The organism is Rhodococcus sp. HNM0569 (assembly GCF_012726205.1).
GTDB lineage: Bacteria > Actinomycetota > Actinomycetes > Mycobacteriales > Mycobacteriaceae > Rhodococcus_F.
Genome location: NZ_JAASAE010000009.1, coordinates 120,775 through 134,912, shown reverse-complemented (window position 1 = coordinate 134,912; position 14,138 = coordinate 120,775). Strand labels below are relative to the sequence as shown.

At 70.0% G+C, this 14,138-nt stretch carries 13 protein-coding genes; 4 read left to right on the top strand and 9 right to left on the bottom strand.

Annotated features, from left to right (window positions below; translation table 11 throughout):
• The first annotated feature begins 140 nt into the window (after positions 1 to 140).
• Positions 141 to 2,369: an RNA polymerase recycling motor ATPase HelR gene (gene helR / locus HCA44_RS14155; protein ID WP_169649412.1), complete on the top strand. Its 2,229-nt coding sequence runs from the start codon at positions 141 to 143 to the stop codon at positions 2,367 to 2,369.
• Here the strand turns inward: helR and HCA44_RS14150 are convergent.
• Together HCA44_RS14150 and HCA44_RS14145 are read right to left on the bottom strand one after the other, a co-directional pair.
• Positions 2,339 to 3,526 carry an amino acid deaminase/aldolase gene (locus HCA44_RS14150; RefSeq protein ID WP_169649410.1) on the bottom strand — a complete coding sequence of 396 codons (1,188 nt, stop codon included), beginning with the start codon at positions 3,524 to 3,526 and terminating at the stop codon, positions 2,339 to 2,341. The genes helR and HCA44_RS14150 overlap by 31 nt on opposite strands.
• A gap of 128 nt (positions 3,527 to 3,654) precedes the next feature.
• A complete protein-coding gene (locus HCA44_RS14145) occupies positions 3,655 to 4,296 on the bottom strand; it encodes a TetR/AcrR family transcriptional regulator (RefSeq protein WP_169649408.1) in 642 nt (213 codons plus the stop codon).
• Between the two features lie 76 nt (positions 4,297 to 4,372).
• On the opposite strand from HCA44_RS14145, the gene HCA44_RS14140 reads away from it, so the two are divergent.
• The gene (locus HCA44_RS14140; protein WP_169649406.1) at positions 4,373 to 5,683 is read left to right on the top strand and encodes a D-arabinono-1,4-lactone oxidase; all 1,311 of its coding nucleotides are present in this window, start codon (positions 4,373 to 4,375) and stop codon (positions 5,681 to 5,683) included.
• 66 nt (positions 5,684 to 5,749) lie between these two features.
• On the opposite strand, the gene HCA44_RS14135 is transcribed toward HCA44_RS14140, so the two are convergent.
• The 5 genes from HCA44_RS14135 to HCA44_RS14115 form a co-directional block, all read right to left on the bottom strand.
• Entirely contained in the window at positions 5,750 to 6,691 is a 942-nt protein-coding gene (locus HCA44_RS14135; protein ID WP_206038139.1) for an adenosine deaminase, read from the bottom strand.
• A 105-nt stretch (positions 6,692 to 6,796) separates the two neighbouring features.
• Positions 6,797 to 7,738 (bottom strand): AMP-binding protein, encoded by a 942-nt coding sequence (locus HCA44_RS14130; protein ID WP_169649402.1) that lies wholly within the window; start codon positions 7,736 to 7,738, stop codon positions 6,797 to 6,799.
• A gap of 47 nt (positions 7,739 to 7,785) precedes the next feature.
• Complete coding sequence (locus tag HCA44_RS14125; protein ID WP_169649400.1) at positions 7,786 to 8,592, bottom strand: enoyl-CoA hydratase/isomerase family protein; 807 nt, start codon at positions 8,590 to 8,592, stop codon at positions 7,786 to 7,788.
• A gap of 30 nt (positions 8,593 to 8,622) precedes the next feature.
• A complete protein-coding gene (locus HCA44_RS14120; protein ID WP_169649398.1) occupies positions 8,623 to 10,101 on the bottom strand; it encodes a DHA2 family efflux MFS transporter permease subunit in 1,479 nt (492 codons plus the stop codon).
• Complete coding sequence (locus HCA44_RS14115) at positions 10,098 to 10,787, bottom strand: PadR family transcriptional regulator (protein ID WP_346764722.1); 690 nt, start codon at positions 10,785 to 10,787, stop codon at positions 10,098 to 10,100. The genes HCA44_RS14120 and HCA44_RS14115 overlap by 4 nt, the downstream gene beginning before the upstream one ends.
• A gap of 181 nt (positions 10,788 to 10,968) precedes the next feature.
• Here HCA44_RS14115 and HCA44_RS14110 point away from each other — a divergent pair, with 181 nt between their 5' ends.
• Together HCA44_RS14110 and HCA44_RS14105 are read left to right on the top strand one after the other, a co-directional pair.
• Positions 10,969 to 11,724, top strand: coding sequence for a GNAT family N-acetyltransferase (locus tag HCA44_RS14110; RefSeq protein ID WP_169649396.1), 756 nt, complete (start codon positions 10,969 to 10,971; stop codon positions 11,722 to 11,724).
• Between the two features lie 64 nt (positions 11,725 to 11,788).
• Positions 11,789 to 12,754 (top strand): glutathione S-transferase C-terminal domain-containing protein, encoded by a 966-nt coding sequence (locus tag HCA44_RS14105; RefSeq protein ID WP_169649484.1) that lies wholly within the window; start codon positions 11,789 to 11,791, stop codon positions 12,752 to 12,754.
• Between the two features lie 4 nt (positions 12,755 to 12,758).
• Here the strand turns inward: HCA44_RS14105 and HCA44_RS14100 are convergent, their stop codons facing one another.
• Together HCA44_RS14100 and HCA44_RS14095 are read right to left on the bottom strand one after the other, a co-directional pair.
• Complete coding sequence (locus HCA44_RS14100; RefSeq protein ID WP_169649483.1) at positions 12,759 to 13,184, bottom strand: VOC family protein; 426 nt, start codon at positions 13,182 to 13,184, stop codon at positions 12,759 to 12,761.
• A gap of 43 nt (positions 13,185 to 13,227) precedes the next feature.
• Positions 13,228 to 14,094, bottom strand: coding sequence for a helix-turn-helix domain-containing protein (locus tag HCA44_RS14095; RefSeq protein ID WP_346764721.1), 867 nt, complete (start codon positions 14,092 to 14,094; stop codon positions 13,228 to 13,230).
• Positions 14,095 to 14,138: the final 44 nt, after the last annotated feature.

Genomic DNA, 14,138 nt, shown 5'->3' with positions numbered 1-14,138 from the left:
CTTCCACCTTCAACTTATAGCCGACCCCGGGGCTTGCGGCAAGGCCCCGGTAGTGCCGCACAATCGCTGTTCGCCGCCGCGACCTGCGGGGACGGAACGAGAGCGATCGCGACTGCACCGTCGCGCGAAAGTGAGGGCACATGACCGGGGAGGCGGCCGCGCACTCGTGGTACGACCGGGAACTGCATGCCGAGCAGCGCTACGTGGCGGAGTTGTACACGCGACTGCGCGCCGAGCGCGCACGCGTCGACGAACGACATGCGGCGGCGCTGCGCGAGCACGGCGGGACGCTCGTCGACCGCGAGGCCGAGGTGCGGATGCTGGCGAAGGAACGTGCGCGGCTCGCGGTAGCCGACAGCGGCCTGTGTTTCGGCCGCCTCGACTCGGTCTCGGGCGAACGCACGTACGTCGGCCGGATCGGGTTGTTCGACGAAACCCGCGAGTTCGAGCCCCTGCTGCTCGACTGGCGTGCGCCCGCCGCCCGGCCGTTCTACGTCGCCACGGCGGCGCACCCGGAGAACATGCGACGGCGCAGGCAGTTCCACAGCCGGGGCCGTGACCTCGTCGGCTTCTCCGACGAGGTGCTCGGACGTCCGGGCGAGATCGAACGCGGCGGTACGGGCGACGCCGCCCTGCTGGCCGCGGTCGACGCGCCCCGCGGCGACGGCATGCGCGACATCGTCGCGACGATCCAGGCGGAGCAGGACGAGATCATCCGGCTCGACCATCCCGGCGTGCTGGTGATCGAGGGCGGTCCGGGCACCGGGAAGACCGTCGTCGCATTGCACCGCGTCGCCTACCTGCTGTACACGCAGCGGCAACAGATGGAACGCCACGGCGTCCTCGTCGTGGGGCCCAATCCGGGGTTCCTCGATCACATCGCGCGGGTGCTGCCGTCGCTCGGTGAGTCGGACGTGGTCTTCACCACCACGGGTGGTCTCCTTCCTGCACTGCAGGTCACCGCCGACGACGATCCCGCCGCGGCGCGGGTGAAGGGGTCGCTCACGATGCTCGACGTGCTCGCGGCCGCGATCGCGGATCGGCAGCGCCTGCCCGCCGAACCGATACCGATCGAATTGTCGGGCGTGTCTCTGCAGATCAGCGCGGACGTCGCGCAGTGGGCCCGGGAAGAGGCACGCGAGAGCGGTCTTCCGCACAACGAGGCGCGGGCGGTGTTCGCGGAGATCGTGTCGTACGTGCTGACCGAGCGGGCGGCAGGGAGGATCGGCCGCGGCTGGCTGTCCCCGTCGGAGCATGCGGCATGGGAGCAACTGAAGCGGGACCTGGCTGTCGAACTCGCGGAGGACGACGTGTATGCCGCTGCGCTCGAAGCACTCTGGCCGATTCTGCAACCGGAGGAGCTGCTCGCCCAGCTGTACTCGTCGCACGACCGGCTCGCAGCGGCGGGCGGCGACGGCGTGCTGTGGCGGGCCGACGGCGCCGCGTGGACGGTGTCGGACGTCCCGTTGCTCGACGAACTGATCGACCTGCTGGGCACAGCCCCGTCACGAGGCGACGGCACGGGTGGTGCGGACCGGGAACGCGGCGCGGACGTCGCGTACGCGAAGGGGGTCCTCGATCTCCTGGTCGACCGTGCCGACCACATGGACGACGAGGACCACCTGTTCGCACAGGATCTGCTCGACGCGTCGGATCTCGCCGAGAGGTTCGTCGAACACGACACTCGCGAACTCGCCGAACGTGCCGCCGCCGATCGGGACTGGACGTACCGACACGTCGTGGTCGACGAGGCACAGGAGTTGTCCGCGATGGACTGGCGGGTGCTGATGCGCCGGTGCCCGAGCCGGTCGTTCACGATCGTCGGCGACCTCGCGCAGCGCCGGTCGTCCGCAGGGGCGATGTCGTGGGACTCGATGCTCGAGCCGTACGTACCGGGCCGGTGGGCGTACCGCGCGCTGTCGGTGAACTACCGCACCCCCGCCGAGATCATGGAAGTCGCGGCCGCGGTGCTCGCCGAGTTCGCCCCCGAGGTCGTGGCGCCGGAGTCGGTACGTGCGAGTGGCGTCCGGCCGTGGTCCCGGAAGGTGACACCGGACGAGATCGCTCCTGCGGTACACGATTTCCTTCGTCGAGAGGCAGAACGTGACGGCACATGCGCCGTGATCGGGCCGCCCGAGCTGCCGGGCGCCGTGTCGCCGGCGCAGACGAAGGGCCTCGAATTCGATGCGGTACTGGTCGTGGAACCGGAACGGATCCTCGCGGACGGACCGCGCGGCGCGGCCGAGCTGTACGTCGCACTCACCCGCGCGACGCAACGACTCGGTGTGCTGCACGTCGGACCGCTGCCCGGCACACTGCGCACCGGCCTCGAGCACGGTCAGCCGAAGCACTGCCCTTCGCCCCGGTAGGTGGCCACTGCGGTGACCGCACCGTCGGCGTCGACGACGTGGACGGCATCGAACCGTTCGAGGAGTTCGCCCGCCTTCGCGTGCCGGAACCACACCCGGTCGCCGATCCGCATCGAGCGGGCCGCCGCGCCGGTGACGGGCGTCTGCACTTCGCCCGCACCCTCGTTGCGGAGCAGCCGAAGGCCGGAGGGCCACACGGGCGTCGGGACGCGGCTCGCGCCTGCCGGACCCGACGCGATGTATCCGCCGCCGAACAATGTCGCGATCGTCGGTGCGGGCCGCCGCACCGCGGCGAGCGCGAAGAACAACGCGGGATCCGGCCGGAACGCGCGGTAGCGGTCGAACAGCGTCGGCACGTACAGGCCGGACCCGGCGGTGACCTCGGTGATCGTGGGATCGGCCGATGTGACCTCCAGCGATCCGCTACCGCCGCCGTTGACGATCTCGAGCGGACCGGTGTGGCTCTCCACCGCCGCGACGCCGGCGCGCCGGCGTGACCTCAGCTCGGCGGCCGACAGCTTCTTCATCCACGTGACGGGCGCGGACGAGTCCGGTAGCCCGGCGATCTGCGCCTCGTAGAACATGACCCCGACGACCGCGAAGCCGTGCGCGAGGGCGGCGCGTGCGAGGGCCGCCGCGTCGTCGGGCGTCCGGATCGGGGACCGTCGTACCCCCACGTGCACCGGCCCGATCCGCAGTGACGCGTCGACGTCGATGCAGACGCGGAGACCGGCGCGACGGGTACTCGCCGCGTCGATGGCGTCCAGGTGCTCGGTCGAGTCGATCATGAGGGTGATCGATTCCCGCAGCGTCGCATCCTCGGCCAGCTGTGCGAGCGCCCCCCGATCGGCGGTCGGGTAGCCGACGAGCACGTCGCGCGCGCCGTGGCCGGCGAGCCAGATCGCCTCACGCAGTGAGTACGCCATGATGCCGCGGAAGCCCGTGTGCTCGCCCGCACCGCCGGTGAGGTCGGATCCGAGAACAGCTTCGAGCACTGCCCGTGATCGCACCGACTTGCTCGCGACCCGGATCGGGGTGCCGCCCGCGCGACGCACGAGGTCGCCCGCGTTGCGGCGGAGGGTGCCCGCGTCGAGCGCGGCGAACGGCGGGTCGAGGTCGGCGGTGGCGGCCGAGAGCCGGTCGAGCGTTCGAGTCACGGGGCGGTCCAATCTCGCAGGGCGCGTGCCGCGTCAGTCAACCATCAGATTGGACGGTCGTCCAGATCCCCCGTCCTCGTGAGCACATGACGAGTCCCGGCACGCCGAAATCGCGCACAGGACAATTCTCAGACCGTCACGGCCTTGTCGGCGATGGCCTGCGCCAGATCGTCGAACATGACCACGACGGCTTCCGAGTTGCGGTCGACGAGCCAGCGCAGCACGACACCGTCGATGAACGCGAGGGCCGTGCGCGCGAGTTCGACGACCGGGACGGTCCACGTGACCTCGGCCATCTCCGCACACGTGTCGAGGAATTCGATCGCCTCGGCGTCCATCAGCCGGTACTGCTCGTGCGACACCCGGGCCGCGCGGTCGCCCTCCGTGCCACGGCTGCGCAACGACTGCGCGGTGATCTCGTACGTGAGCAACTGCCGGTCCGGGGTCTGCTCGATGACCGGCCAGATACCGCTGAGCCCGATGTGCAGGAGCTCGCGCAGCCCGCTGACGCCCTTGAGTTCGGGCGCGTGCCGCACCCTGCCGAACGCCTCGTGCATCGACTCCGACAGTTGCAGGATGAGCGCCTCACCCATCGCCGCGAGGAGTTCGTCCTTGCTCTCGAAGCAGTAGTGGACGACACCCAGCGACACCCCCGCTTCCTCCGCGACGGCACGCACGGTGACCGACGCGACCCCGGTGCGCTCGGCGATCGACAATGCCGATTCGACCAACTGTCTACGACGTTCGTCGGCAGGAAGCCTGGTGAGCATCTCTCGATCGTAGAGGCACGGGCCCGGTTTCTTCAGACCTATTGCCTGGACGCTCGTCCAAGTCCATGATGAGCGCATGAGCACTCACCGGTGGAGCAACTGGTCGGCGACCGAAACGGCGCGCCCGCAGCAGATCGTGACTCCGCATTCCGTCGGCGAACTCGCGGCACTCGTCGGCGCGGCGACCGAACGCGGCACCCACGTCAAGGCGGTCGGCGCGGGCCATTCGTTCACCGGCGCCGCGGTCACCGACGGCATCCTGATCCGGCTCGACCATCTGGCCGGAATCGTCGCCGTCGAACCGGCCGTCGACGGCGCGCTCGTCACCGTGCTCGCCGGTACCCGGCTCCGCGATCTCAACGTCGCACTGTGGGCGCGCGGACTGGCCCTCGCGAACCTCGGCGACATCGACGTACAGACCGTCGCGGGCGCCGTCTCGACCGGGACCCACGGCACGGGCGCCGCATTCGGTGGTCTCGCCACCCAGATCCGCGCGCTCGACGTCGTCCTCGCGGACGGCACCGTCGCGCACTGTTCGCCCACCGAGAATCCGACTCTGTTCGAGGCCGCGCGGCTCGGCCTCGGCGCGCTCGGGATCGTCACGGCGCTCACCCTCGCGTGCGTACCCGCGTTCGCGCTGCACGCACGCGAGTCGACGGGCACTCTCGACGCAACTCTCGAACGGCTGGCCGACGACCGCGCACACACCGACCATTTCGAGTTCTACTGGTTCCCGCACACGCGGCGTGTGCTCACAAAACACAACACCCGCATGCCCGCCGACACCCCGCTCGAGCCGGTCCCGCGTGTGTCCGGTTATCTCGACGACGAACTGCTGTCCAACACGCTGTTCGAGGGTGTCAATCGGTTCGGCACGGCATTCCCCGCGGCGATCCCGCGGATCAACGCACTCAGTTCGAGACTGCTCGGCACCCGCGAGTACATCGACCGCAGCTACCGTGTCTACGCGTCGCCGCGGCGCGTGCGCTTCCGCGAGATGGAGTACGCGATCCCCGTGGACGCGCTCGAGACGGTGCTCGGTGAGATCGACCGCTGGATCACCCGCACCGGTTTCCATGTCGCATTCCCTGTCGAGGTGCGCTTCGCGTGCGCCGACGACGTATGGCTGTCGACGGCACACGACCGCGCGAGCGCGTACGTCGCGGTGCACCAGTACCACCGTCGACAGCACGACACGTATTTCCGTGCGGTCGAAAGCATCTCCCGCGCCGCCGACGGACGTCCGCACTGGGGAAAGATGCACTACCGCACGGCCGCGGACCTGCGCCCGGCCTACCCCCGGTTCGACGAATTCGTCTCGGCGCGCGACAAGTTCGATCCCACCCGGACGTTCGACAATCCGTACCTGCGCACCGTCCTCGGATGAGCTGTCCGGCCGAGCGGGAACCCTCGTGCCCCGCCGCCCCCACAGCGGCGCGGCACGAGGGAGTCTTCACGGGACGCGCAGCAGTTCCGCCTTCGCGGCATCGCTGAGGAAGGATGCTCTGATGGAGTTGCGCGCGAGCGTCTCCCGCTCGGCGTCCGTGAGTCCGATGTGGTGGCGCAACTGGTCGAAGTTCTCGTCGACGTAACCACCGAAGTACGCCGGGTCGTCGGAGTTGACGGTGACCAGCAGACCCGCGTCGAGCATCGTGCGCAGCGGATGCTCCGCGAGCGAATCGAACACGCACAGGCGCACATTCGACAGCGGGCACACGGTGAGCGGGATCTCCTCTTCGACGAGCCGCCGCACGAGCGCCGGATCCTCGAGCGACCGCACGCCGTGGTCGATGCGCTCGGCGCCCAGCACGTCGAGCGCCTGCCACACGTACTCGGGCGGCCCCTCCTCCCCCGCGTGCGCCACGACGTGCAGCCCCTCGGCGCGCGCCTGCGCGAACACGTCGGCGAACAGCGACGGCGGGTTGCCCACCTCGGCGGAATCGAGCCCGAGCCCGATGATCGGTGCGCCGTGCTTCAGGATGCCGGCGAGCATGTCGTGAGCTTCGGACGCGGGCCGATCACGCAGGACGGCCGCGATCGCAGCACTGCTGATGCCGTACTCGTGTTCGCTCGCCTGGACGGCGTCCATGATGCCGTCGAGCACGGCCTCGAGCGGGACACCGCGAGACGTGTGCGCTTGCGGGTTGAAGAACAGTTCGGCATGCGCGACCCCCGCAGCGGCGGCGCGCGCGAAGTACGCACGCGTGAGGTCGGCGAAATCCTGTGCGGTGCGCAGCACCGACATGTTCTCGAAGTACAGGTCGAGGAACGACTGCAGATCGGTGAACTCGTACCGCGCACGCAGGTCTTCGATGGTCTCGTGCGGCAGCGCGACGTCGTTGCGTTCGGCGAGTTCGAAGATCAGCTCCGGTTCGAGCGAGCCCTCGAGATGCATGTGCAACTCGGCGACGGGGGTCTTCGCGGGCACTCGGGTCCTTCCTTCGGGGCCGGAATCGGCACACGCGGGCACAGCGGTGTCGTACGGGAGGACGCTCGCGGCTCACGGTGTCCGGCGGATTGCGGGATCGACGATACGGACCTGCCCGTCGGTGCCGACCGCCGCGGTGGTCCCGGTGTGAAACCAGCCACGCCGAAAGCGCGCGCCGGTGAGCGCGGGCCGATTCCAGTAACCACGCGCGACCGACGGCCCGCGGCACAGCAACTCGCCGCCACCCGGGCCCGCGACCACATACTCGATTCCGGCGGAAAGCCCTGCGCCACCTTCGGTTTCACTGCGTCCGTCCAACGGTATCCCGGTGGTCTCCGCGGGCCCGGCAGGCCCGACCGGTCGACCCGTGTCGCGCACGACGCGGCCGCCCGACGCGAAAGCCGCGAGGATGCGCACGAGCGATCCGACGGACGCGAGCGACGGGGCCGCGTCGATCGCCGCGCCGTCGCCGCCGCGTCGGCACGCCTCGACCGCCGACAACACGTTCTCGTTGGTCAGTTCGACGCCTACGAGCCCGTCGTGGGTGTGCGAGTACCACAGGAGTGCGAGTTCGTCGGGTGCCGCGCCGTCGTCGACATAGGCGGGCCCGTGTGGCCGTTCGCCGTCGAACACGCGCAGCGCGCCGCAGTCGCGCACCACCTCTGCCGGGTCCGCCGCGCCGTCCGGCGCGACCACGACCGGGACACCACCCGCCAGGATCGTGCCGAGCAGACTGTGCGCCCACTCGACCGAGAACGCCGGCCCGAGCAGGAGGCGATCGCCGACGTGTACGCCCCATTCGACGAGCCCACCCGCGATGCGGGTGGCGGAATGCCACAGTGCGCGGTAGTCGACGCCGTCGCCGTCGAGGTCGATCGCGACGTCGCCGCGGTGCGCGGAGGCGGCGACGTCGAGCACCTCGCTCAGCGACGGCTCGAGGCCCGAGAACCTCAGCATGCCGTCGTTCGCGCGACGCAACACGATGTCCGGACGCGAGCACTCACGGGTCGCCATGGCGACAGTGTATGACCCAGATCACAGGTCGACCCGGGATCCGGGCGTCAACGCCCCGTGTACGTCGCCTTTCCCGGCCCGACGTCGAGGAAGCTGCGGACCGCGCCCTGCAGATCGTCCGTGGCGAACAGGGCGCCGGATACCGACGGCGTGACCGAGTCGGCGTGCGCGACGCCACCCGAGCGCCACGCCTCGACGATCTGTTTGGTCGCGGCGTGTGCGCGGGTGGGGCCGTCGGCGAGACGTACGGCGAGTGCGCTCGCCGCAGCGTCGACGTCGTCGTGGATACCGTTGACCACGCCCCACTCGAGCATCGTCTGCGCGTCGTACAGGTCCCCGGTCATCACGAACTCGCGGGCACGACCCGAACCCGCCCGCTCGGCGAGGCGCTGCGGCCCGCCCATCGACGGCGTGAGCCCGACGACCGTCTCGACGAGGCCGAACTTCGCGCGCGGCGCGGCGAGGATGATGTCGCACGCGAGCGCGATCTCGAACGACGCGGTGAGGGTGAGCGCGTGCGCCGAGTACACGACGGGGCACGGCAACGCCTCGATCGGGTGCACGATGTCGTCGAACAACCGACGCCACAGCGCCTCGCCCTGTGCTGAAGTGAGTCCGGCGAACAGCGACACGTCGACGCCACCGGACACGACACGTCCTTCGGACCGCAGCAGCACCGCGCGCGGCGGGTCCGCGGACAGCTCGGCGACGTGGGCCGCGAGCGAGTCGAACATCGTCTGGTCGAACAGGTTCAGCTCGCCGTCCGCGAACGTGAGCGTGGCGACGCTCGCACCGTTGTCGGTGACGGAATGGTCGAGACGGGTAGGACCTTCGGCAGTCGCGCTCGTGTGCATGGCGTCACCCTGCCACACGCTGCGTGTGGGTCAGCCCTGCACTCCGGCCTCTGCCGCGCGGTCGCCGGCGGCCGGGCGGGCCGCCCGGATCGGTCGCGCGAACAGCACCGAGGCGACGAATCCGACCAGCAGCACGGCGGCGGGCAGCATCACCGACTGCGACATCGCCGTCGCGAACGGCTCGTGGATCGCTTCCGGGAGGTGCTGCACGCCCGCCTCGGTGGAGCCGCCGCCCCCACCGAGCCCCTGTGCGGACAGCCGCGCGGTGATGAGGGCGGCCATCGCGGCACTGCCGAGCACCGCGCCCACCTGACGCGTCGTGTTGTACACGCCCGCGCCCGCACCCGCCTGGTGTGGCGGCAGGTCGTGCGTCGCGGTCGCCGCGAGCGGCGACCAGATGCAGGCGTTGCCGAGACCGATCAGTCCGATCGGGATCAGGAGCTGCCAGGTCGGCGAGTCGGGCGTCATGACGAGTGCGAGCCACCCGAGGGCGATCGCGAACATCAGGAAGCCGCTGCCCGCGATGTACCGCGGGTGCGTGCGGTCCACGAGACGGCCGACGAACGGCGCGCAGATGCCGGTGATGACGGCCATCGGCACCATGAGCAGCGCCGCACCCGTGGGGCTCAGCCCGCGCACGGCCTGCGCGTAGAACATGAGCGGCAACACCATCGACGTCACCGCGAAACCCATCGACGTGATCGCGACATTCGCCAGGCTGAAGTTGCGGTCACGGAACAGCCGCAGCGGCAGCAGCGGCTCCGCGACGTCGCGCGATTGCGAGTAGAGGAAGATTCCGAGCACCACGACGCCCGCGGCGATGCACAGCCACACCACGAGATTCCAGTCTTGCGAGCTCCCCTCCTGGATGCCGAACACCAGCAGGAACATGCCGACAGCGCTGAGCACGACCCCCGGGATGTCGAACGAATGGGTGTGCGTGTCGAGCGACGGCACGAGCCGCCACGCGAGCGCGAACGCGACGACCCCGACGGGCACGTTGACGAAGAAGATCCACTCCCAGCCGAGACCGTCGACCAGCACACCACCCGCGAGCGGGCCGACGAGCGTCGCGACACCCGCGACCGCACCCCACAAGCCCATCGCGGCGCCGCGGCGGTCGGGAGCGAACGTGCGCGTGATGACGGCCATCGTCTGTGGCGTCATGAGCGCGGCACCGAGCCCCTGCACGGCACGCGCGGCGATCAGCATCGCGATCGACCCCGACAGACCGCACCACAGCGACGCGAGCGTGAAGATCACGAGCCCGAGGAGGTAGACATTCTTCGGGCCGAAACGGTCGCCGAGCCTACCCGTGACGAGCAGCGGGACCGCGTAGGTGAGCAGGTACGCGCTGGTGACCCACACGACCTGATTCACGTCCGACCCGAGAGCCGTCATGATCGCGGGGTTGGCGACCGCGACGATCGTCGAGTCGACGAGGATCATGAAGAACCCCACGACGAGTGCCCACAGTGCGGGCCACGGATTGCGTTCTGTCTCGGTCATCGTCCGCCTGCCTCGGTATGGCTCGTGCTCGCTGTGTCTGTCATGGGGGTTGCGGTGTCGTTCCGCTGTGCCCGGCCCTCGGAGGGTTCCCGGCCGCCCGGGCGCCGCAATTGCGCGATCACCTCGTCCGAGTCGAGCCACGGGATCGCCCCCGCCCGGATGTCGACGACGAGCGTGCGCAACCACTCGACCTCGGCTCTCGCGAGCGTCTGCTGGTAGCGCGCGCCGAGCGTGAACAGGTCGGGCACACCGCCGTCGCGAGCGGCGCGCAGCCGGTCGTCGAGCGCGCCGAGTTCGTGTTCGCGCGCTGCGATGCGCTCCCCGAGCAGCCCGGCGACGGTGTCCACGTCGAGGTTGTGGGCTTCGGCCAGCGCGAGGGGGAATTGGAGGTATTCGCGGGCGGGCGCGGCGAGAATGTCGGCCACCCTCTCATGGAAAGCGGTGCGGCCGGCCTCGGTGATCTCGTACACGGTGCGTTCGGGTCGGTTGCCTGCGCGGTCGGTGCCGCACTCGCGCACGAATCCGCCGCCCTGCAGACGAGTGACGGTGTGGTACAGCGAGCCGGGGCGAACCTTGACCAGGTGATCGCGCCGCGCCGTCGCGAGTTGCACCATCTCGTAGGGGTGCATCGGACGCTCGACCAGCAGGCCGAGCACGGTGACCCCGAGCGGCGTCAGTTCCGCCACGTCGCCTCCCGTCGATGGTGCGCTGCCGATTCCCGGCTCGCACTACGGATGTTCCATCCCGAATACTCCAGACGGAATATTCGGGATGGACTCTACGCGGGCGTCGGCGGGCGCGGCAACGGCGGACGGCCCGCGCCCGAAGGTGACCGGCCGACGGGGCCCCGCCCACTAACGTGGAGGCGTGGATCAGCACCATCTCGACATCGTGCGTCTCGCGTGGGCCCGCCGACTCGGTCTCACCGACGACGCCCTCGCCGCGGGCGGGTACGCCGCCGCCGTCGACGACTCGTCCGCCGTGGTCCGCTTCGTCCGCATCGGCGACGCGGCCGCACTCGTCGGGCCGTCGTGGATGGTCGAACGCGCGGCCGAACGCACGCTCGCCGAATTGCTCGAGCCCGCGACCCTTCTCGGTTTGACCCACGACCATTCGGGCCGCTGCGCAGGGCCGATCACGCTCGGCTTCGCGATCGACTACACGACTCTCGCGCCCGAACCGCCGCCGCTCGTGTCACACGACCCCGCCGACGCGAGTGCACTCGAAACACTGTGCCCACCGGACGACATCGCCGATGCACACGTGTCCACGCGCGACCGGAGGTTCGTCGTGCTCAGCGACGAGCACGACCCGCTCGCCGGTGCTGGCTACGACGAATTCGAAGGCTTCCTCGCCGACACGGGTGTGCTCACCGCGCCCGCGCAGCGCCGACTCGGCCTCGGCGCGACCGCGCTGAGCCTGACCGCGGACGACGCACTCGATCAAGGGTTGATCCCGCAACTGCAATGGCACCGCGACAACCGCGCGGCCCGCGCCCTCGCGGAGCGCACCGGTTTCGACGACGTGGGCAGTTACGTCGAGGTCGCCCTCGGCCGCCCCGACAACCCACCACCAGATCGACCGGGCACCCAACCCTCGGAAGGAACCGGCAGTGACGACTGAGCACTCGAGATCCGAAGCCGCGCAAGGCCAGTACGTCGAGCCCGGGAAAGAGTACTCGCGCGACATGCGCTACATCGCCGACCGGATCACGATCGACGGCCGCGACGGATGGCCGGTCGAGGCAGGCCGTTACCGGCTGGTGGCCGCCCGCGCGTGCCCGTGGGCGAACCGCACGCTCATCGTGCGCAGGCTCCTCGGCCTCGAGGACGCGCTCTCTCTCGGCCTGTGCGGCCCGACGCACGACGAGCGCAGCTGGACGTTCGATCTCGACCCCGGCGGCGTCGATCCCGTACTGAAGATCCCGCGTCTGCAGGATGCGTATTTCGCGCGGTATCCCGACTATCCGCGGGGCATCACCGTCCCCGCGATCGTGGACGTTCCGAGCGGCGGGGTGGTCACGAACGACTTCAACCAGATCACGCTCGACTTCTCGACCGAGTGGACTGCTCACCACCGCGAGGGAGCGCCCGAGCTGTATCCCGAGCGAGCGCGCGACGAGATCGACGACGTCGCCCACCGCGTGTTCACGGAGGTCAACAACGGCGTCTACCGGGCCGGCTTCGCGGGATCACAGGATGCCTACGACGCCGCGTACGACCGGCTGTTCACCGCCCTCGACTGGCTCGCGGACCGCCTGAGCCGGCAGCGCTATCTCGTGGGCGACACGATCACCGAGGCCGACGTGCGACTGTTCACGACGCTCGCCCGGTTCGATCCCGTCTACCACGGGCATTTCAAATGCAATCGCACCAAGCTCAGCGAGATGCCCGTGCTGTGGGCGTACGCGCGCGACCTCTTCCAGACGCCGGGCTTCGGCGACACGATCGACTTCGTGCAGATCAAGCAGCACTACTACATCGTGCACGCGGACATCAATCCGACGCGGATCGTGCCGAAGGGCCCGGCGCTGGCGAACTGGCTCACCGCGCACCACCGCGAAGAGCTGGGTGGTCGGCCGTTCGGCGACGGCACACCCCCCCCGCCGCCCGTCGCCGCCGAGGTGGTGCCCGCCGGGCACGGTGCGCACTAGCGACTCAGTCGCCGGACGGGCCTGCGCCGCGGTAGGTGCCGAAGCTCCAGTACACCCCTTCTGGATCGCGGCACGTGAATCCTCGTGAGCCGTAGTCCTCGTCGCGCAGACCCTGCACGATCTCGGCCCCGGCTGCCCGTGCCCGCGCGTACAGCTCGTCCGGCGCGTCGGTGACGACGTACACGGACCCGGTGCCCGGGAGCAGCCCCGCGATCGCGCTGTCCTCGCGCACCGAGCCGAGCATGACTCCGCCGCCGAGCGGCCAGGCCAGTTCGGCGTGGTCGATCGATCCGGTGTCCGGGTTCTCGTACACCGCAACGGGTTCGAATCCGAAGGCGGTTTCGAGAAAGGCGATCGCCGCCTTCGCGTCGCGGTAGCGGAAGGCGGGCCGCACGGCATCGCCCGCACGCGTGTCGTCGTGGTCGGTCATGGTCTCGTTCGTCCTGTCGGTGTTCGCTGTAGTGGTCATACCGTCACTGTGCGTCGCCGTCGGTCTCGTCGTATTGGACGATTGGGAACACCTCGTCGCGGCGCCACCGCGCCGGAGTCGTACCGGCGAACGCGTTCCACTCGCGCGTCATGTGCGCCTGGTCGTAGAAACCGCACTGCACCGCGACGTCGGCGAGATCGGGCACTCCCGTCGCCTTCAGCATGCGGTGCGATCGCGCGAACCGCCCCAACCGGCCCGCATCCTTCGGCGTCACCCCGAATTCCGCACCGAATGCGGCCGCGAGACGCCGACGGCTCCACCCGATCTCGGCTGCGACGGCACCCACCCGCGCATTCCCGTCCGACACGAGCCGGTGCCACGCGTGCCGCAGCGACCGGTCCGGCGCCGTGTGCTCGCCCAGCGCACGCAGCCGCCGCAGCAGGATGTCGTCGACCACGGCGAACCGCTCCGGCCACGTGGCGCGCTCGGCGGCACGCTCGCGCAATTCGACCGCGTCGCGGCCGAGCACGTCGCCCAGATCGACGAGCCACGATCCGAGCTCGGCCGGCGGCAGTCCGAACAGCGCCCGCGCGCCGAGCGGCGTGAACTCGAGTTGGACGCCACGCTGCGTGCCGTCGTGCGCGATCGTGACCGATCCGGTGGTGATGCCGCTCGCGAGCGTTTCGTAGGCGGTGCCCGACTGTGCAGGCAGCACCGCCCGCGAGATCACCACGTCCGGTTCGAAGGTGACGATGACCGTCAGCGTGGGCGCAGGCAGGCCCAGGTGCGTACCCGCGGCGAAGCCGACGAGCTCGTACCCGACGTAGTCGCCGACGTAGGGTCGAAGCTCCGCGGGCGGTACGTGCCCGGCGCCGTCCACCTTCTCGGTGTGTGCGGTCGTGACACTCACGTCTCCAGCGTAGGCACGAACACGACACGTGGGGAAGACGACGA

Coding starts and splice junctions, on each gene's coding strand:
- HCA44_RS14145 (WP_169649408.1), bottom strand. CDS start 4,296: ATGCTCACCAGGCTTCCTGCCGACGAACGTCGTAGACAGTTGGTCGAA.
- HCA44_RS14105 (WP_169649484.1), top strand. CDS start 11,789: ATGCGCTACATCGCCGACCGGATCACGATCGACGGCCGCGACGGATGG.
- HCA44_RS14120 (WP_169649398.1), bottom strand. CDS start 10,101: ATGACCGAGACAGAACGCAATCCGTGGCCCGCACTGTGGGCACTCGTC.
- HCA44_RS14130 (WP_169649402.1), bottom strand. CDS start 7,738: ATGGCGACCCGTGAGTGCTCGCGTCCGGACATCGTGTTGCGTCGCGCG.
- HCA44_RS14125 (WP_169649400.1), bottom strand. CDS start 8,592: ATGCACACGAGCGCGACTGCCGAAGGTCCTACCCGTCTCGACCATTCC.
- HCA44_RS14140 (WP_169649406.1), top strand. CDS start 4,373: ATGAGCACTCACCGGTGGAGCAACTGGTCGGCGACCGAAACGGCGCGC.
- HCA44_RS14100 (WP_169649483.1), bottom strand. CDS start 13,184: ATGACCGACCACGACGACACGCGTGCGGGCGATGCCGTGCGGCCCGCC.
- helR (WP_169649412.1), top strand. CDS start 141: ATGACCGGGGAGGCGGCCGCGCACTCGTGGTACGACCGGGAACTGCAT.
- HCA44_RS14135 (WP_206038139.1), bottom strand. CDS start 6,691: ATGCATCTCGAGGGCTCGCTCGAACCGGAGCTGATCTTCGAACTCGCC.